General features: G+C 70.2%; 16 protein-coding genes and 1 pseudogene. 11 read left to right on the top strand and 6 right to left on the bottom strand.

The window, feature by feature from the left end:
• The first annotated feature begins 19 nt into the window (after positions 1-19).
• The 5 genes from ACLB9X_RS03085 to ACLB9X_RS03065 are packed head-to-tail and all read left to right on the top strand — an operon-like array spanning position 20 to position 7231.
• Positions 20-880 (top strand): bifunctional methylenetetrahydrofolate dehydrogenase/methenyltetrahydrofolate cyclohydrolase, encoded by an 861-nt coding sequence (locus ACLB9X_RS03085; RefSeq protein ID WP_410358632.1) that lies wholly within the window; start codon positions 20-22, stop codon positions 878-880.
• Positions 877-2154: a serine hydroxymethyltransferase gene (gene glyA, locus ACLB9X_RS03080; protein ID WP_410358631.1), complete on the top strand. Its 1278-nt coding sequence runs from the start codon at positions 877-879 to the stop codon at positions 2152-2154. Before ACLB9X_RS03085 ends, glyA begins: the two co-directional genes overlap by 4 nt.
• Positions 2151-3383 (top strand): sarcosine oxidase subunit beta family protein, encoded by a 1233-nt coding sequence (locus ACLB9X_RS03075; protein WP_410358630.1) that lies wholly within the window; start codon positions 2151-2153, stop codon positions 3381-3383. Before glyA ends, ACLB9X_RS03075 begins: the two co-directional genes overlap by 4 nt.
• Positions 3384-3393: 10 nt before the next feature.
• Entirely contained in the window at positions 3394-6633 is a 3240-nt protein-coding gene (locus ACLB9X_RS03070) for a sarcosine oxidase subunit alpha family protein (protein WP_410358629.1), read from the top strand.
• Positions 6623-7231 carry a sarcosine oxidase subunit gamma gene (locus ACLB9X_RS03065; protein ID WP_410358628.1) on the top strand — a complete coding sequence of 203 codons (609 nt, stop codon included), beginning with the start codon at positions 6623-6625 and terminating at the stop codon, positions 7229-7231. The genes ACLB9X_RS03070 and ACLB9X_RS03065 overlap by 11 nt, the downstream gene beginning before the upstream one ends.
• An 88-nt stretch (positions 7232-7319) precedes the next feature.
• Here the strand turns inward: ACLB9X_RS03065 and ACLB9X_RS03060 are convergent.
• A pseudogene (locus ACLB9X_RS03060) lies at positions 7320-7445 on the bottom strand (IS110 family transposase); the annotation flags it as partial.
• Between the two features lie 242 nt (positions 7446-7687).
• Complete coding sequence (locus ACLB9X_RS03055; RefSeq protein WP_410358627.1) at positions 7688-7855, bottom strand: hypothetical protein; 168 nt, start codon at positions 7853-7855, stop codon at positions 7688-7690.
• Between the two features lie 124 nt (positions 7856-7979).
• Here ACLB9X_RS03055 and ACLB9X_RS03050 point away from each other — a divergent pair, with 124 nt between their 5' ends.
• Together ACLB9X_RS03050 and ACLB9X_RS03045 are read left to right on the top strand one after the other, a co-directional pair.
• Positions 7980-8123 (top strand): hypothetical protein, encoded by a 144-nt coding sequence (locus tag ACLB9X_RS03050; RefSeq protein WP_410358626.1) that lies wholly within the window; start codon positions 7980-7982, stop codon positions 8121-8123.
• Positions 8124-8276: 153 nt separating this feature from the next.
• Positions 8277-8936 (top strand): AAA family ATPase, encoded by a 660-nt coding sequence (locus ACLB9X_RS03045; RefSeq protein ID WP_410358625.1) that lies wholly within the window; start codon positions 8277-8279, stop codon positions 8934-8936.
• A 673-nt stretch (positions 8937-9609) separates the two neighbouring features.
• Here the strand turns inward: ACLB9X_RS03045 and ACLB9X_RS03040 are convergent.
• On the bottom strand, positions 9610-10548 hold the full coding sequence (locus ACLB9X_RS03040) for a multiprotein-bridging factor 1 family protein (RefSeq protein WP_410358624.1): 939 nt from the start codon (positions 10546-10548) through the stop codon (positions 9610-9612).
• 107 nt (positions 10549-10655) lie between these two features.
• Positions 10656-11981: a proprotein convertase P-domain-containing protein gene (locus ACLB9X_RS03035; RefSeq protein ID WP_410358623.1), complete on the bottom strand. Its 1326-nt coding sequence runs from the start codon at positions 11979-11981 to the stop codon at positions 10656-10658.
• 766 nt (positions 11982-12747) lie between these two features.
• On the opposite strand from ACLB9X_RS03035, the gene ACLB9X_RS03030 reads away from it, so the two are divergent.
• Positions 12748-13185 carry a GTP cyclohydrolase I gene (locus ACLB9X_RS03030; RefSeq protein ID WP_410359129.1) on the top strand — a complete coding sequence of 146 codons (438 nt, stop codon included), beginning with the start codon at positions 12748-12750 and terminating at the stop codon, positions 13183-13185.
• A gap of 329 nt (positions 13186-13514) precedes the next feature.
• Here ACLB9X_RS03030 and ACLB9X_RS03025 read toward each other — a convergent pair whose 3' ends face one another.
• Positions 13515-14132, bottom strand: a complete 618-nt coding sequence (locus ACLB9X_RS03025; protein WP_410358622.1) for a TetR/AcrR family transcriptional regulator — start codon at positions 14130-14132, stop codon at positions 13515-13517.
• Positions 14133-14254: 122 nt separating this feature from the next.
• On the opposite strand from ACLB9X_RS03025, the gene ACLB9X_RS03020 reads away from it, so the two are divergent.
• On the top strand, positions 14255-15178 hold the full coding sequence (locus ACLB9X_RS03020; RefSeq protein ID WP_410358621.1) for an alpha/beta fold hydrolase: 924 nt from the start codon (positions 14255-14257) through the stop codon (positions 15176-15178).
• Positions 15179-15745: 567 nt separating this feature from the next.
• Here ACLB9X_RS03020 and ACLB9X_RS03015 read toward each other — a convergent pair.
• Complete coding sequence (locus ACLB9X_RS03015) at positions 15746-16009, bottom strand: hypothetical protein (RefSeq protein ID WP_410358620.1); 264 nt, start codon at positions 16007-16009, stop codon at positions 15746-15748.
• 206 nt (positions 16010-16215) lie between these two features.
• Here ACLB9X_RS03015 and ACLB9X_RS03010 point away from each other — a divergent pair, with 206 nt between their 5' ends.
• Together ACLB9X_RS03010 and ACLB9X_RS03005 are read left to right on the top strand one after the other, a co-directional pair.
• Positions 16216-16614, top strand: coding sequence for a hypothetical protein (locus ACLB9X_RS03010; RefSeq protein ID WP_410358619.1), 399 nt, complete (start codon positions 16216-16218; stop codon positions 16612-16614).
• 721 nt (positions 16615-17335) lie between these two features.
• Complete coding sequence (locus tag ACLB9X_RS03005; RefSeq protein WP_410358618.1) at positions 17336-17746, top strand: hypothetical protein; 411 nt, start codon at positions 17336-17338, stop codon at positions 17744-17746.
• The last annotated feature ends 126 nt before the right edge of the window (positions 17747-17872 follow it).

Raw genomic sequence — 17872 nt, 5'->3', positions numbered from 1 at the left:
CAGGGAAGGAACACCGCCGGTGACCGCACAACTGCTCGACGGAAAAGCCACCGCCGCCACGATCCGCCGCGAACTCGCCGAACGGGTGGCCAAGTTGGCCGCCACCGAGGGGCGCCCGCCGGGGCTCGGCACCGTCCTGGTCGGCGACGACCCCGGCAGCCGCGCCTACGTCGCCGGCAAGCACCGCGACTGCGCCCAGGTCGGGATCGCCTCGATCCGCCGCGAACTGCCCGCCGACGCCACGCAGCAGCAGGTCGAGGACGTGATCGACGAGCTCAACGCCGACCCGGCCTGCACCGGCTACATCGTCCAGCTCCCGCTCCCGCGCCACCTGGACGCGGGCGCCGTCCTGGAGCGCATGGACCCGGCCAAGGACGCCGACGGACTGCATCCCGTCAGCCTCGGCCGGCTCGCCCTGGGCGTCGAGGCCCCGCTGCCCTGCACCCCGCGCGGCATCGTCGAACTGCTCCGCCGCAACGACGTGCCCATCGCGGGAGCACGGGTGTGCGTGATCGGACGGGGCATCACGGTCGGACGTCCCCTCGGACTGCTGCTCACCCGCAGGTCCGAGAACGCCACCGTGACCCTGTGCCACACCGGCACCAAGGGCCTGGCCTGGCACGTACGCGAGGCGGACATCGTCGTCGCGGCCGCCGGCTCGCCCGCGCTGATCACCAAGGACATGCTGCGCCCCGGCGCGGCCGTCCTGGACGTCGGCATCACCCGCACCGAACAGGGCCTCGTCGGCGATGTGCACCCGGACGCGGCCACGGTCGCCGGGTGGCTCGCGCCGATGCCCGGGGGAGTGGGACCCATGACCCGGGCCATGCTGCTCGCCAATGTCGTCGAGGCCGCCGAGAGGAACGCGAACACCGTATGAACACGCTGAACACCCCCCTCGCGGAGCTGGACCCCGAGGTCCACGGAGCCCTTCGCGCCGAGCTGCACCGCCAGCAGTCCACGCTCGAGATGATCGCCTCCGAGAACTTCGCGCCCACCGCCGTGATGGAGGCCCAGGGCTCGGTCGCGACCAACAAGTACGCCGAGGGCTACCCGGGCCGCCGCTACTACGGCGGCTGCGAACACGTCGACGTCACCGAGAAGTTGGCCATTGAACGGGTCAAGGACCTGTTCGGAGCGGCGTACGCCAACGTCCAGCCGCACTCCGGCGCCCAGGCGAACACCGCCGTCTTCTTCGCTCTCCTCCAGCCCGGAGACACCATCCTCGGCCTCGATCTCGCCCACGGCGGGCACCTCACCCACGGCATGCGCATCAACTACAGCGGCAAGATGCTCAATGTTGTGCCGTACCACGTGGCCGAGGCGGACAACCTCGTCGACATGGACGAGGTGGAACGCCTCGCCAAGGAACACCGCCCCAAGATGATCATCGCGGGCTGGTCGGCGTACCCGCGACAGCTGGATTTCGCGGCGTTCCGGCGGATCGCCGACGAGGTGGGCGCCCTGCTGATGGTCGACATGGCGCACTTCGCCGGCCTCGTCGCCGCCGGCCTGCACCCCAACCCGGTGCCGCACGCCCACGTCACCACCACGACGACGCACAAGACGCTCGGCGGGCCCCGCGGAGGAGTGATCCTCACCAATGACGCCGGCCTCGCCAAGAAGATCAACTCGGCGGTGTTCCCCGGCATGCAGGGCGGGCCGCTGGAGCACGTCATCGCCGCGAAGGCGGTGTCGTTCAAGGTCGCGGCGTCGCCCGAGTTCGCCGAGCGGCAGGCCCGGACCCTCGCCGGCTCCCGCATCCTCGCCGAGCGGCTCACCCGCCCCGACGCGGCGGCAGCCGGAGTGAAGGTCCTCACCGGCGGCACGGACGTCCACCTCGTCCTGGTCGACCTCCGCGCCTGCGAACTCGACGGCAAGCAGGCGGAAGACCTGCTCCACGAGATCGGCATCACCGTCAACCGCAACGCCGTTCCCTTCGACCCGCGCCCGCCCATGGTGACCTCGGGACTGCGCATCGGCACCCCGGCGCTGGCCACCCGCGGCTTCACCGAAGAGGACTTCACGGAAGTCGCCGACATCATCGCGCTGGCCCTCCAGCCCGCGCCCGACACCGCGGCCCTGCGCGCCCGCACCGAGGCGCTGGCCCTCAAGCACCCGCTCTACCCGCACCTGTCAGGAGACTCCCGATGAGCCCCCGCACCCCAGGCGCCGACCTGCCCGAACACCCGGACTGGCTGTGGCGCACGCCCGAGCCGAAGCGGTCGTACGACGTGGTGATCGTCGGCGGCGGCGGCCACGGCCTGGCCACCGCCCACTACCTGGCGAAGAACCACGGCATCACCAACGTCGCCGTGCTGGAGAAGGGCTGGCTCGCCGGCGGCAACATGGCCCGCAACACCACCATCATCCGTTCCAACTACCTGTGGGACGAGAGCGCGGGCATCTACGAGCACGCGCTGAAGCTGTGGGAAGGGCTGGCCGACGAGCTCGACTACCCCATCCTGTTCTCGCAGCGCGGTGTGCTCAACCTCGCCCACAGTCTCCAGGACGTGCGCGACAGCGTGCGCCGGGTCGAGGCCAACCGGCTCAACGGCGTCGACGCCGAATGGCTCTCCCCGCGGGAGGTCAAGGACGTCTGCCCGATCGTCAACATCTCGCCGGACGTGCGTTATCCGGTGATGGGCGCCACCTACCAGCCGCGCGCCGGTATCGCCAAGCACGACCACGTCGCCTGGGGCCTGGCCCGCTCCGCGGATGCCGCCGGCATCGACCTCATCCAGAACTGCGAGGTCACCGGCATCGACATCGAGGGCGGCCGGGTGACCGGAGTGCAGACCACCCTCGGCCCCATCGCGGCGGGCAAGGTGGCCCTGTGCTCCGCCGGCCACTCCTCCGTCCTCGCCGCCATGGCCGGGTTCGAGCTGCCGATCCAGAGCCACCCGCTGCAGGCCCTGGTCTCCGAACTGCTGGAGCCGGTGCACCCGACGGTCGTGATGTCCAACGCGGTGCACGTGTACGTCAGCCAGGCGCACAAGGGCGAGCTGGTCATGGGCGCCGGCATCGACGCGTACAACGCCTACACCCAGCGCGGCGCCTTCCACATCATCGAAGAGCAGATGTCCGCCGCTCTGGAGCTGTTCCCCGTCTTCGCCCGCGCCCACGTCCTGCGCACCTGGGGCGGCATCGTCGACGTCAGCCCCGACGCCTCCCCGATCATCGGCCTCACCCCCGTCGACAACCTCTACCTCAACTGCGGCTGGGGCACCGGCGGTTTCAAGGCCACCCCCGGCCTCGGCTGGGTCTACGCCCACACCATCGCCCACGACACGCCGCACCCCCTCAACGCCCCCTTCTCGCTCGACCGTTTCACCACCGGCGCGCTCGTCGACGAGCACGGCGCGGCCGCGGTCGCTCACTAGGAGCCTGCCGATGATGCTCATTCCATGCCCCTGGTGCGGACCTCGTGACGAGGCCGAGTTCCACTACGGCGGCCAGGCGCACGTGCCCTACCCCGAGGACCCCGCGGCCCTGACCGACGAGGACTGGGCGCGCTACCTGTTCTTCCGCGACAACCCCAAGGGCCCGTTCGCCGAGCGGTGGAGTCACGCCGACGGCTGCCGCCGCTGGTTCAACGCGGTGCGGGACACGGCGACCAACGAGATCCTCGCCGTGTACCGGGCCGGCGAGCCGAGGCCGGCCACCACCGAGCCCCGCCCGGTGCCGCCGGCCCGGCTGGCGGCCTCGGACAGGCCCGTCGAGGGCGGTCCGGGGACGCAGCCCTCAGCAGAGGCCGGCAGCCGGCCCGCGGCGTCCGCACGGCCCGCAACGGCGGACCAGGCCACGACCGCGACGTCACAGCCTTTCCGCCTGCCCACCGGCGGCCGGGTGTTCCGCGACCAGCCGCTGACCTTCCGCTTCGACGGGGTGGAGTACGAGGGCTACCGGGGCGACACCCTCGCCTCCGCCCTCCTGGCCAACGGCGTCATCCAGGCCGGCACGAGTATCAAGCTCGGCCGCCCGCGTGGCATCTTCTCCGCCGGCGTCGAGGAGCCCAACGCCGTCGTCCAGATCGAGGCCCCCTTCCCCGAGCCGATGCTGCCCGCGACGGCGGTCGAGTTGTACGACGGCCTGGTCGCGAGCAGCCTGCCCGGCCAGGGACGGCTCGCCACCGAACCGGACCCCGCCCGCTACGACGCCGTCCACGCGCACTGCGACCTGCTCGTCGTCGGTGCCGGACCGGCCGGACTGGCCGCCGCGGCCGCCGCCGCCCGCAGCGGAGCCCGTGTCATCCTCGCCGACGACCAGCCGGAACTCGGCGGCAGCCTGCTCGGCACGGGCGAGCTCCTCGACTGGGCGGACGAGACCGGCCGCGCACTCGACGCCGCCCCCGACGTACGCGTGCTGCGCCGCACCACCGTGTTCGGCTACTACGACGACAACCACCTCCTCGCCGTCGAACGCCGCACCAACCACCTCGGCGCCGACGCCCCCGAGCACGTCTCCCGCGAGCGGGTGTGGCGGATCCGTGCCCGGCGCGTGGTGCTCGCCACCGGAGCCCACGAGCGCTCGCTGGCCTTCGCGGACAACGACCGCCCCGGCGTGATGCTGGCCGCCTCGGCCCGCACGTACGCGGTCCGCCACGGCGTCCTGCCCGGCCGCCGCGCCGTCGTCTTCACCACCAACGACAGCGCCTACGCCGCCGCCCTCGACCTCGCCGAGGCGGGCCTGCACGTCGCCGCGATCGTCGACATCCGGCCCGAGCCGGGGGAGTGGGCGCGCCACGCCCGCGAAGCCGGGATCGAGGTGCTGACCGGACACGCCGTCACCGGCACGGAGGGCGGCACACGTCTCACCGCGGTGTCCGTCGCCCCCTACGGGGAGTCCGCAGCCCGCCGGGAGTTCGCCGTCGACCTGCTGCTGGTCTCCGGCGGCTGGAACCCGGTGGCCCACCTCTTCAGCCAGGCCGGCGGGAAGCTGCGCTACGACGAGGCGCTCGGCTCCTTCGTCCCCGACACCTGCCGCCAGGCCGTCGAGGTCGCGGGCAGCGCGAACGGCGTCCTCGACCTGTCCGGGACCCTCGCCGAGGGCGCCGCGGCCGGTGCCCGGGCCGTCGAGGCCGAGGGCTACACCTCCCAGGCGCCCCGCCTTCCCGACGTGGCCGGCGAACCGCAGTCCCCGCCCATGCAGGTCTTCACCGTCCCCGGCGCCGCCGGGGCATCCCGCTTCGTCGACCTGCAGCGTGACGTCACGATCGACGACCTGACGCGCGCGACCGGCGCCGGCCTGCGCTCGGTCGAGCACACCAAGCGCTACACCACGGCCGGCACGGCCAACGACCAGGGCAAGACGTCGGGAGTCCTGGCGAGCGGTGTCGTCGCCGAACTCCTCGGAGTCGACATCTCCGCCCTCGGCACCACCACCTTCCGGCCGCCCTACACGCCGGTCTCCTTCGCGGCCCTGGCCGGCCGTGGCCGCGGTGCGCTGCTCGACCCGATCCGTACGACGCCCCTGCACGACTGGCATGCCGCGCACGGCGCGCTGTTCGAGAACGTCGGCCAGTGGAAGCGCCCCTGGTACTACCCGCAGGACGGCGAGGACATGGAGGCCGCGGTGCTGCGCGAGTGCGCCGCCGCCCGCGAGGGCGTCGCGTTCATGGACGCCTCGACTCTCGGCAAGATCGATGTGCAGGGTCCGGACGCGGGTGCGTTCCTCGACCTGCTCTACACCAACATGATGAGCACCCTGAAGGTCGGCATGATCCGCTACGGCGTGATGTGCCGCCCGGACGGAATGGTCTTCGACGACGGCACCGTCATCCGCCTGACGCAGGACCGTTTCCTGGTCACCACGACCACGGGCAACGCCGCTGCTGTGCTGGACTGGATGGAGGAGTGGCTCCAGACGGAGTGGCCCGAGCTGCGGGTGCGCTGTACTTCGGTGACCGAGCAGTGGTCCACGGTGGCTCTGGTCGGCCCGAGCTCCCGGGCGGTGCTGGCCGCGCTCGCACCGACGCTGGCGGTCGACAACGACAGCTTCCCGTTCATGGCATGGCGGGACACCACGGTCGCGGGCATCGAGGCGCGGGTGTGCCGGATCAGCTTCTCCGGCGAACTCGCCTACGAGATCAACGTGTCACCGTGGCAGGCGACCGCCCTCTGGGAGGCGCTGTACGAGGCGGGCCGGCCGTTCGGCATCACCCCGTACGGCACGGAGACGATGCACGTCCTGCGCGCCGAGAAGGGCTACCCGATCGTCGGCCAGGACACCGACGGCACGGTGACCCCGCAGGACCTCGGAATGAGCTGGGTGGTGTCCAAGAAGAAGCCGGACTTCATCGGCAAGCGCTCCTACGCGCGTGCCGACACCGTCCGCGCCGACCGCAAGCACCTGGTCGGTCTGCTCCCCGAGGACCCGGGCACCTTCCTGCCCGAGGGCACCCACCTGGTCGCCGACAGCGTGCTGCCCGCGCCGCCGGTGCCGATGCTCGGCCATGTCACCTCCAGCTACCGCAGCGCCGCCCTCGGCCGGACGTTCGCGCTCGCCCTGATCAAGGGCGGCCGGGACCGTATCGGAGAGCGGCTCTACGCCCCCGTGGGTGACCGGCTGGTCCCGGTGACCGTCGCCAGTCCTGTTCTCTACGACCCCGAAGGAGCCCGCCGTGACGGCTGACACCGCGATTGCCGCCCCGCTCCGCAGCCCCCTGGCCGAGGCGGCCGGCCGGCTGGCCGCCGCGACCCGCGCGTCCGGGGGCGCGGTCCGGCTGGCCGAACTACCCTTCCTGGCCCAGATCAACGTGCGGCTCGACCCCAAGGGTGCGGCGTTGGATGCTGTCGGGCTCGCACTGGGTCTCCAACTGCCCCTGGAACCCGACACGGTCGTCCGCGCGGGGGAGTTGACGGCCCTGTGGCTGGGCCCCGACGAGTGGCTGGTGGTCGGCCCGCCGGGCAGCCAGCAGGACCTGGAGAGCCGGATTCGCGGGGCCGCCGGTGAGGAGCCCGTATCCGTCACCGACGTCTCCGCCCAGCGGACCACTGTTCTGGTCGCGGGCCCACGCGCCCGTGACCTGCTGGCACACGGCTGCCCGCTCGATCTCCACCCACGTGCTTTCGAGCCGGGCCGCTGCGCGCAGACCACCCTGGCCCGCGCCCAGGTCGTGCTGGTCGCGCGGGACGAACCCAGGGCGGGTTTCTGGGTGTTGGTGCGTTCGTCGTTCGCGGGTTATCTGACGGACTGGCTGCTGGACGCGGCCGCGGAGTGGACGGCTTGAGGCCGGCGGGCCGGGGGACCCGGTAGGGCGGAGGCCGGCCGGCACCCGTGCCGGCCGGCCTCCGTACGCCACCGTGGCCGCCGGCGCAGGGGTGAGCCTCCAGCAGGACCTCGACCTGGGCCTCGAGAGCCCGGCGTTGTTCGTGGACGGCGGCCGGCGACTGGGCAAGGGACGGCACGACCACATCGAGGGTGCCGGTCCCGGGGATCACGACCCGCACGTGGGCCTGCTGCTGGACCGCTCCCCTGCCCTCACCGAAGTGGTCGCCGCCAGGCACGTCGGACACGACCTCGCGCAGGGCAGGGCTCGGTGCTGACGGCACCCCGCAGCCGTCGCGCATCTTCCAGGTCAAGGGGCGCGAGCCGGCGGCGCAGTGATCGGACCTGTGCACCGCGCCTGGCTACGGCGGTCATCCGCAGAGATGGCTGACGGTGGTTGTCACGAGCGCCAGCAGCGTCAGGGTGGCTGCAAAAGCAAGGCCCGCCCGGCTGACGGCCGTTGCCGCGGATGCGCCCTTTCCCGGCGGGCAAGGAAGCCGGCGGTCGCGGCCGCGAGCACGGCGATGATCACGGCGACGGCGACGGCGATGGCGAGAACGGCGAGGACAACAGCGTAGACCGACATCGGCGGGCTCCCTTTCACCTGCTTGGACGGGGCCGATGCAGCGACCTTGCTCATTCGTGTGGGCACCAGGGCCAGCCGTACGAAGATGAACGGATCCGTACGGCGGCTCGGGGGGGCGACGGGAATGACTGACGTCGGGGCGGCGCAGGCGCTGGACGACCTGCGACAGATCCTGAAGACCCGCATGGGCGACCATCCCAGGCGCTTCACCACCAGCACCCTGGCCACGAAGGCGGGGCTGGGCAGGACGCAGCAACGCGCTCAATGACGGCCACCACCACCGTCCTGGGAGACGGTCGCGGCTGTCGCGAGAGCACTGGACGTCAGTGAAGAGGAACACATGGGCCCTTTGCGCCGCTTGTGGTGGCAAGCGGCCGCCACGAAAGCCACGTCTCTCCGAAGACCCGATGTCACCGCCCGCTTGAGCAACTTACGAGCACTCAGGCCGGAACCGTTCGTCGGGCGTGGGAGAGAGCTGGAACTCCTGGCCGCGTATTCCTCGACCGGCACAGGACTGCCGCCGGTGACCGTGCGCGGCATGGGCGGATGCGGCAAGACGACGCTGGTCCTCCACCACGCCTGGGCGCAGCGGGCGACCGGCCGGAACCCCGTGTGGTGGATCGACGCGGACGGCCCCGACGCGATCGAGGCCGGCTTGGCCGGGCTGGCCGGCGAGCTGGACCGGGACATCGTGAAGACATTGCCGGTCTCCGAGGCCGCCGCGTGGGCGGCACACTGGCTGGAGGCCCGGACAGACTGGGTGCTGGTCTTCGACAACGTCGAAGACGGCGCCCATCTCAGGCCATGGCTCGGCAGGCTGACGACCGGACAGGTACTGGTCACCACCCGGCGCACCCTGGCCTGGCAGCGGGGCAACGGCTTCCTGTACCTCGGCCCTCTTCACCGCGACTGTTTGGTGACCCTGCTCAAGGAACTCACCGGTCGCAGTGACGAGGAAGCTGTCCCGGCGCTGACCGGGCTGGCCGCGGAACTGGGGGGATGGATCTTCCGCGGCGCTTCGGGGGCTGTACCCCCAAGCGCTAGTAGTGCTTCGTTAGGTTCTGGGTCTGCTCTTGGCTAGGGGGCGACCGCAGGTGGTGCAGATGCCGGTCCCGCACCTCAGTAGGTCCTTTCGGGGGACCTGCTAGAGGTCGGGCCGGCGTCTGGGCTTCGGGGTCGGGGTGCCGCAGGGTGAGGAAGGCCTGGGCGGCGGTGAGAGTGGGACGTGGTGGTGCCAGCCCCTGTCGGCGGGCGCCAGCAGGGCGCAGACCACAGCCGTGACGGAAGCGACGAACAGTGTGCTCGGGCCGTACACATCCCCAGCAGCACAGCGAGCACGCCCCAGCCATCCGTTGCCGGTGCCCCCGAGGGGATGGCCTGCCGGGCCCGCCGACCGCCAGGATGCCTCGAGAGGCTCGGTGAATCGGTACACGGCACGGTGGATGAGCACGCCCGTACCGCAGCCCCGCAGGACGGCAGCCGTGGTGATCAGCAAGGTCACCACCGGGCGGAGCCTGTGCTCACTTTCGACGCACCGTCACCGTCACGGTCTACATCAGCTAACTGACGGGTCATCTTCCGTACGGCTTCGTTGTCCAGTTCCGGGTTGAGCGACACAGGTGCCAAGATCATGCCGTCCCCGAGATCGGCGGCACTGGTGAGCGCCGGGCCGGACCGTCGCCGCCGGGTGGCTGCTCGATCTGCTCAGCGTCCGCGATCGTCCTGGACACCCACGGACGGATCGTGTGGTCAGGTCAGTTCCATTCCCAGCGGATGCCATGGACCCCGGGGCGGATGAGGGTGTCGGCCAGGTGGACGGTGTGCCAGTTGGTCAGGCGTAGTTCCGTGAGGTCGTTGGCCGGTGTGGAGGCGTTCGGCTGCCAGTTGCGGTAGCAGCGGATGGGCAGGGCGGCCGGATCGAACTGAACCTGCAGCAGATAATGGTGGGCCGGGAAGCGGAACCAGCGCTGGTAGAAGTCCGTCGGCGGTCCACCCTCCCGATAGCCGAACTCGTACTCGACCACATATGTTTCGCGGCGCTGCAGGGGGCGTTCAAAGAGCAGTTCCACCGCCGTGACGCCCGCGTCCGGGTCGGTTCGTACGCGGCCCGTCCGGCAGTAGGCGCAGTGGTGGGTGTCCGGGAGCCGACCCAGCTCGTTGTGGTGTACCACTACATGGCGGTCGATGCCGTCCGCCCGTGCCCGGAACACCAGTCGGGTGTGGACGCTCCGCTCCTCGCGGTCGGGCCCCACCTGGAATCGTTCGTGGCAGCTCAGCCATTCGAGCTGGCCGTCGGCAGTGTGCTCGATCTGGCCCAGCAGCCGGCCGACGCTGCCGTGTACCGGGCTGACATCGAGGTAGGACAGCGCGCCGGGGACGTGCCGGGCCCAGCGGCCGCGGGGGCGGGGTGGGCCGAGCCGGGCGACCAGGGATTCCTGCGGCATGCCCAGGATCTGCTCCAGGGCGCGGACGGCGTGCAGTGAATGGGCGCGCTCAGGGCGGCAGCGGCCTCGCTGCCAGTTGGAGAGGCTGGCCACGCTGACCCGGATGCCTCGTTCCGCGAGCCGGGCGTGCAGTCTGTCGAGGCTGAGGCCACGGGCCCGGATCGCCGTCCGCAGGGCCTCGCCGAAGGAGTCGGCGTACTGGAGCCCTGATTGTCCGTGGCCGGGTGCGGTGCGCGTTCTGGTCACCATGTGCGGGGTCCTCCTGACGGCGTACGTGCGCCCCCGGGCGAGCACGAAGGTACCCGGGGGCGGAGGCGCAGTCGAGATCGGCGGGCCAACTCGTCCGCCGTTCTCGGTCAGAAGGTCAGGCTCCACGCGTCGATATAGCCGCTGTCGTTGACCGCTGTGTCCTTGACCCGTAGTTTCCAGACGCCGTTCGCCGTCTCCGCGGAGGCGTCGACCGTGTCGGTCTCGTGAATGATGTCGCCGTCGTCATCGGGGTTGGGGCCGCGAAGCCGGTAGGCGGTGCCGCTGGGGCCGATGAGGTCGATCTGTAGATCGCCGCGCCAGGTGTGGTGGACGTCCTGGTCCACCGACAGGGTTGTGGGCGCGTTTCCGCTGATCCCGTTCACAATGACGGAGGACTCGGCCTGGCCCTGGTCAGGGATCTCGAGATTGGCGGTGTTCTCGAAGAACTTGCCGGGGGCGCCGCCGCCTCCGTAGTTGATGAGGTTGCAGCACTGGTTGCGATAGATGCGGGCGCTGCCCCGCTCGGCGTACCCCTGGTAGGCCGACGAGCCTTCGTACCAGGTCCAGCCGCCGATCTCCTTGCCCTGCACCGCCACCGGGGTGTTGCCGTCCGAGCCCGACCACAGCGTCCAGTGCGTGTGGTCGCCGTTGGCCGAGCCGCCGCACGGGAGTTCCTCCGCGATCCTGCCGAGGTACTCGCCGTGAGCCACTGTGCTTCCCGAGGACTTGTTGGTGGTGTCGCGCAGGTGGTAGTAGCCGGTGGTGTAGCCGTTGTCGTGCATCACCGTGATGTAGGGCCACCGGCCGCCGCTGGCGCAGTGCCGGTACATCGTCCCGGCCCGCGAGGCACGCACGTTGCCCTCTCCGCCATAGAAGTCGATCGAGTTGTACGGGCGGGACGTGCCGCTGTTGCCGTGCACACCCCAGTGGGCCCAGCCGGCGTTCTGCTGCCATGGCAGCGATAGTCCGGTGGCTGCGAGCGGCTCGCGCGAGGAGGTACGGGCGAACGGGGCGCGCTCGAAGTCCTTGACCACCGCGGAGGGCGCGCGGTGCGACAAAGCGGCGAAGCCCAGCGTGCCCTGGAGGCCGACCTGCCAGGTGCTGCCCGAACGCCGGGCGAGGAACAGCGAGACCACGGGGGAGGTTTCGACACCGCGGGGGATCAAGAACACCGAACTCCCGAACGTCCACATCCTGTCGGCGGACCACCGCTGCGGCTCGACCAGGATCTCCAGCTTCGCCGAGGCCGCCAGCCCGTAGCCGCTTCTGGCCTGGGCGCCGAGCCGGTCCTGCATGGCACCGCTCACGACCTGCGTCAGCTTCTGCTCCAAAGGTGGGGCCGCGGTCCCGGCACTGCCTGCCGGGAGCACGGCGGCAGCGCCAGCGAGCACCGCACCGAGGGCCGTCAGGACAGTACGTATCCGTCTGTTCACGTTCGCTCCTTCTTCGGGGTGGGGGGACGCGCCTCACAGCACCGCAGGCGCCGCCGCCGGGTAATGTCCGCCGGTCGGCAGGGCGGAGCAACGAGTGGAAGGGGCTGAGCGTGCAAAACCTGAATACCGCGCTCTAAACGCTGAAAGGATGGCCGGCCCCGTTTCGGAAGGGCTGGCATCGCCCCTGGTGAGGGCGGGACCCCGTGTGCGCTGCTGGCTGATCTTCCGACCTGCCCTGCCGAGCGTCGCTGGCCAACTGAATTTTCAACTTCTGAGATGGGGCGGCACCTTGCGGAGCAGCGGGAGTGTGCGAGGGCGACGGTTTCGGGGCCTCGGTCGCAGCGGTGCCGCCTCACGGCTCGACCTCCACCGACCAGACACATGGTCCACGTCGACGTGAAGACGGCCGGCCGCATCCCCGTCGGCGGTGGACGGAGCCCCCACGGTCGCGGCAGCCGAGTCCGTCGACAGATGCAAGACGACGACCGAACGCGGCGGCTACATCAGCCATAGTGGCTTCAGCCGAGTCGCTTACACCGAGGCCATGCATAGACGAGAAGGCAGCGACCGCGATCGCGTTCCTGCACCGCGCACAAACATGGTTCGCCGCTCTCGGAATCACCCCGGAAGGAGATCAGAAGGCAGCTCTACGGTCGCGCCGGATACGAACTGCTCCGCAAGATGATCCTGCTTCAGTAACCCTTGCCGACCGTTCCCAAGGTCCGTGCAGAGCCCGCAGGCGCCGACGAGGCGCTCCGCGCTCGGTATGTGCGTGACGTGGAATCCGGTGCCGACGACCACATCGGCCTCGGTCCGCGTACTTTTCGACAGAGCCACCCCTACCGACGCCCAGGCGACTGCAACAGCACCGTGGTCTCCACCACGTCCAGCGCGACCCCACCCCCTGGCCCGCTTCAACGCTCGCCGCATCCCGGCGAGGTGGTGGGGGCTGTCGAAGTTCGGGCGGATAGCCCAGCACTTCGCCGGCCGGCTCCAGGTCCAGGAGCGCTTCACCCGGCAGGACGCCGAGTGCCTGGCCAGCGTGATCGGACGCGAGGACGTCGCCGTCGTCGTACGCGGGCACCTGTGCATGAGCATGCGCGGCGCGCGGATGGAGGCCGCCCGCACCACCACGGTGCACACCGGAGGCCGGTTCGGCACCGACCGGGTCTGCCGTCGCGTACGTCCATGGTCAGCAACCTGAATCCGTCTCCTAGCCCCACGGTCACCCTGGGGACCGCACGGAACGCGTGGAGCCCACCATCGACCGGTCGACGAATTCGGCCGCACTCCCACGAGAACCTCGCCCCACATCCGTGACCCCGCATGGACGATCAAGACAAGCTCATTGCTCTGGTGCGCGATCGCTCTCGTCCAAGTCCACGCCGACGGGGACGGGGCCGGCATGCGGTCCACGTGCGTGCGGCCTACTTCCAACGCCCTCTGATGTCGGCGGGGCGACGTAGCGCGGCCTCGAACACGCCTCGCCATCGGTCCAGGCCGCCACTGTGTTGTGGCGGCTGAGCCAACGCGCTATTTCGGGCGGAGCCGTGCGGCAAGACCGTCGAAGTAGCTTCGGTGGACGGCGACCAGGTCCACTTGCTCGGGGTCGAGCAGCCACAGCAGGTGGACGCCTTCGAGGAAGGCTGCGGTCTCGGCAGCCAAGGTCGCCGGTTCGAGGTCGGCGCGCGCCGAGCCGTCGGCCACGGCCCGCGAGAACAGGGCGACGAGGTGGTTCCGCAGCCCCCGGCCGCGGTCGCGGAACCATGTGTGGAGCAGCGAACCCGGCTCCAGGTTCTCCGCGACGAGGGCGATGTGGAGGGCGGCGAGTTGACGTTCTGCGGTGGCGGTGTGCTCGGCGTCCCGTACGAACCAGTCGAAGGCCTGGCGCAGTGTGGGCTCGGCGTCCGGTGCGGCGGACAGCCGCTCCAGGGCGCGGCGGTCTGCTTCTTTCAGGACGGCCCTGACCAGCCCGTCCTTGCTTCCGAAGTGGTGGATGAGGGCAGAGGGCGTGACGTGGGCACGCTCGGCCACGGCGGCCACGCCGGTGCCACGTACTCCTCGCCGCGCGAAGAGCTCCATCGCGGCGTCGACGATGGCGCGGCGCCGTTCGACGCCCCGCCTTTGTACCTGTCCCTTGACTCCGGCCATGCGGATCAGAGTGCCCGAGGCGTCGGCTCCCCCCCAAATCCGGGACCTGGCCGGGCCGAAAAGTGCCTGGCGTCAGGGACCTCAGCCTATTATCTTGAATGGTCATGCAGGAAAATGAGATCATGACGCAGTCCCTGGCAGGTCGCGAGCGCACCGTCCCCTCCGGGGACCTGACGCTGTGGGCGGAGGAGTTCGGCGACCCCGAGCACCCGACGGTGCTTTTGGTGATGGGCGCACAGGCCCAAGGGACACAGTGGAACGACGGCATCGTCCGGCGCCTGGTCGAAGGCGGCCGCCGGGTCGTCCGGTACGACCACCGCGACACCGGCCAGTCCTCCACCGTCGAGTACGCCACGCGTCCGTACACGGTGGCCGACATGGCGTCCGACGCCCTCGCGGTCCTGGACGCGTTCGAGGTCGAGCGGGCTCACCTGGTGGGCGCCTCCCTGGGCGGCATCATCGCCCAGCGGCTCGCTGTCACGCACCCGCGGCGGGTGCTCACTTTGACCAGCCTCTCCTCCCAGCCCCTCGGCACGGACACGGCGGCCCTCGTACAGCGGGCCCTCACCGGTTTGCCCCCGCTTCCCGGCGCGCTCCCGCCGCCCACACCCGAGTTGCTGTCCACCCTCGCCACGACCCTGCCGGGCCCCGAGTCCTCCCTGTCGGACCACATCGCCGCCCGGCTGCCGCTGTGGCGTGTGCTGCACGGGCCGGTGCTGCCGTTCCACGAGGACGAGTACCGCGCCATGGAGCGGCGCGTGCACGAGCGGGCCCGCAACCTGCGTGCCGGGATCAACCACACGCTCGCCGGAGCGGCCCGCGAGGAGCTCACCACCGGGGACCTGGCCCGTGTCACGGCACCCACACTGGTCCTGCACGGTACGCAGGACCCGATGTTCCCGCCGGCGCACGCCGAGGCCACCGCCGCGGCAATTCCGCGTGCCCGGCTGGTCATGGTCGAGGGCATGGGCCACACGCTGCCCGCGGCGCTCGACGGCCGACTGGCCCACGAGATCCTGCGGCAGACGGCGGACGCGGACACCTGAGCCACGCCATAGGCACCGCTCCCAGCGCAAGGAGTCAAAAGCGCCCGGTGGAGCGTTGCGCCGAAGCCGACGACGTCGTACGCGTTCCGGGAGCGGGTGCCCACTCGGTCCACCACTGCGGACCGACCTTCGGGTGGTCCTCGGGGGGTGCTGGATGCCATACGTCACGACGCTCAGCACCAGCAGCACCGGGACGCCCACGACCACAGCCACGGCGATGCCGAGTCACTTGGCGACGGAGGTGCTGAGAACCTGCGGGTCCGCCGCCCGCGTGCAGGCCCGAGCGGCTTCGCGCCCATCCGCGAGAGCCGATGCGGCACTCGGGCCGCCGCTTTCATCCTTCGATAGCACCGGGCTCTGACCGAGGCGAACGAACGTCATAACCGCAGAGGCGTCAGAGGGTGGCGATGTCTACGCTGATGTCGCCGTCGACGCGGACGACGACGTCGAGGTCCGAAGCGAGGACGAGGCGCTTTTTGAGGGTGGCTTCGATCCTGGATTCGATCTCAGCGGCGATGGAAGCCTCGAGTGCGGCGTCTGCCTCTACTCTCGCGTTGGTGACGACGGTCAGCCGGAGTCGACGCTGCCGCCCAGGCCGGTCCGCGCGACAGCACCAACCGTGACGTCCACGTCGAGGTGCTTCTCGAGAACGGCTTCCACGTCAGCCGCGATGGCCGCTTCGAGTGGTGTGACGACCTGCTGCCCGGCCGAAGCAGCGGCAGGCGACGCGATGGCCGCGGCCGGAGCGGTGGAGGACGCGCCCAGCGTGACGGCGAGGGCGGCGGGGGGGATGACTGAGGCCCCGAAGGCTTTACGGCCAATGAGTGACATGTTGTGAACCTTTCGTGAGCGAGGAACGCATGGTGCCTGCCGGTCGGACAGACCGGCCTATGGATTCCTCGCTTGCGACCCCCCATGACACGTTATGGCATGAATACGCTGATTAGGTGAACGTGCCGACGCCCTGAAACCCGAATGCCTGAGCGACCCGAACGGGAAGTTCGGCGACCCGCAACGGCGCCGAGGTCTCGGACACCTTGAAGTACTTCTCCGAGCGCATCCCCGCCACCTTCGTCTACGCCGGAGTCGATCTGGAGGCGAACGGGTTGTTCGCCGGCACCCGAGGCCGGCAGATCGCCGGACGGTTCGGGGTCATCGAGACCGTCTCCTTCCCCCGCACCGAGGAGTGGACCTCGTTGGTCAGCACCCTCGAACAGGCCCTGTGCTTGCAGCATCACCGGCCCAGCACCCTGGAAGGACTGGCCCATTACCTCCACGAGCGCACCGGCGGAATGATCGGCTCCCTGTCCCACCTCATCCGCGGCGCGGCCATCGACGTCATCCTGGACGGCACCGAGAAGATCACCCGCAAGACGCTCGAAGGTGTCAAGCTCGATCGGGCAGCCCAGACCCGCAAGACCAAGACCGCCTCGTGACGGTCGAGAACGGCAACCACGGCGACCGCCCTCGCCGACTACCCGTCCGCCCCCGCCCCAAGTCCGGGGAAACTACCGACGCCTACGTCCGCCGCCTGGCCCAAGCCAACCATCTCAAGCCCAGCTATCTGCGCGCATACCTGGCCGGGCCACCAGAGTTCAGCCCACGCCGGCGCATCCGAGCCGACCGGCTCGCCGCACTTACCGGACGCACGCAGGAGGCACTGGAACGAGCGCTACCCGACCTGTCCCCGCGGAAAACGGAGCCGGCCAAGCCCAGGCGGCGCTTCACGAGGGCTGCGGACAAACCCGCGCTTTTCGCGGCGATTCGCAAGGAAGCAGGAGACAACCCACAACTCTCGGCCCGGCGCCTGGCTGAACGACACGGCGTGAGCCAGCGGATCGTCGGCCAGGCCCTCGCCTCTCCTACACCACCACCGCGCAAACAGCGCGGTGCCGTCAAGAACCCCGTCAGAGATCGTGCTCGATCAGCCATCGACACGATCGTCAACAACCACGCAGCCACACACGGCGGCCAGGCCCCGACCGTCATGCAGGTCTGGGAACGGCTGCTGGACGAATACGACACCACTGTCGGATTCGCCACCGTCCACCGCTACATGTCCGACCATCCGTTCAAGAACCTGGACACCCTCACCCGCCACCCGGAAAGGACCGCGGGGAACTTCCTCCCCGTCACCGGCAGACCTTCCAGAGCAACGTGTTCAAGCACTATCGGGCCCTTCTGGCCGCCCTTCAGCGAGACCCGGTCCGGCACGGCCTGGACGGAACATTCGCGACCAACACCGCCTTCATCCTCGGCCTGGACGCTGGGACCTCCTGGAACATGCTCACCGGTTTCCAGGAATGGCTCGTCGTCCGCCTCGGCCGCGGACACGATCTCACCTGGCCCGTTCTCGTCCGCCACCTCGCCCCCAGCGGCTGGACCCACCCACTCACCTCGCAAGCCGACGCCGAAGCTCTCACGACGCTCTACCGTCTCCTGCGCGAGTACTTCGACCAGCGCGAACAGACCGACGGCCTCGCCACGATCTTCAAGGACTACCAGTCATGGCTGACCACCCAGGCGTGGTATCAGTTCGAAACGCCCCAGGCGAACCAGATCAACTGAGAAGCTGTTGCTCTATCGATCTTGGTGGGCGTGAGTTCGAGATCGTCGACTCGGTCGGGTGATCTTCTGGCTGGCCGGGCATGAAAGCGGGGCCTCCCGCACAGCTCGTGGGTGTCGAATCCAACC

It is taken from the genome of Streptomyces sp. 5K101, assembly GCF_046506645.1.
Taxonomy (GTDB): Bacteria; Actinomycetota; Actinomycetes; order Streptomycetales; family Streptomycetaceae; genus Streptomyces.
Note: the sequence above shows the minus strand (reverse complement) of the source record. Positions and strands in the feature narration are given on the sequence as shown.

What these genes read in the sequence shown, in the direction of transcription:
- glyA (WP_410358631.1), top strand. Translation starts at nt 877, where the DNA reads ATGAACACGCTGAACACCCCCCTCGCGGAGCTGGACCCCGAGGTCCAC.
- ACLB9X_RS03075 (WP_410358630.1), top strand. Translation starts at nt 2,151, where the DNA reads ATGAGCCCCCGCACCCCAGGCGCCGACCTGCCCGAACACCCGGACTGG.
- ACLB9X_RS03070 (WP_410358629.1), top strand. Translation starts at nt 3,394, where the DNA reads ATGATGCTCATTCCATGCCCCTGGTGCGGACCTCGTGACGAGGCCGAG.
- ACLB9X_RS03055 (WP_410358627.1), bottom strand. Translation starts at nt 7,855, where the DNA reads ATGTCGGTCTACGCTGTTGTCCTCGCCGTTCTCGCCATCGCCGTCGCC.
- ACLB9X_RS03050 (WP_410358626.1), top strand. Translation starts at nt 7,980, where the DNA reads ATGACTGACGTCGGGGCGGCGCAGGCGCTGGACGACCTGCGACAGATC.
- ACLB9X_RS03040 (WP_410358624.1), bottom strand. Translation starts at nt 10,548, where the DNA reads ATGGTGACCAGAACGCGCACCGCACCCGGCCACGGACAATCAGGGCTC.
- ACLB9X_RS03030 (WP_410359129.1), top strand. Translation starts at nt 12,748, where the DNA reads ATGTGCGTGACGTGGAATCCGGTGCCGACGACCACATCGGCCTCGGTC.
- ACLB9X_RS03025 (WP_410358622.1), bottom strand. Translation starts at nt 14,132, where the DNA reads ATGGCCGGAGTCAAGGGACAGGTACAAAGGCGGGGCGTCGAACGGCGC.
- ACLB9X_RS03020 (WP_410358621.1), top strand. Translation starts at nt 14,255, where the DNA reads ATGACGCAGTCCCTGGCAGGTCGCGAGCGCACCGTCCCCTCCGGGGAC.
- ACLB9X_RS03015 (WP_410358620.1), bottom strand. Translation starts at nt 16,009, where the DNA reads ATGTCACTCATTGGCCGTAAAGCCTTCGGGGCCTCAGTCATCCCCCCC.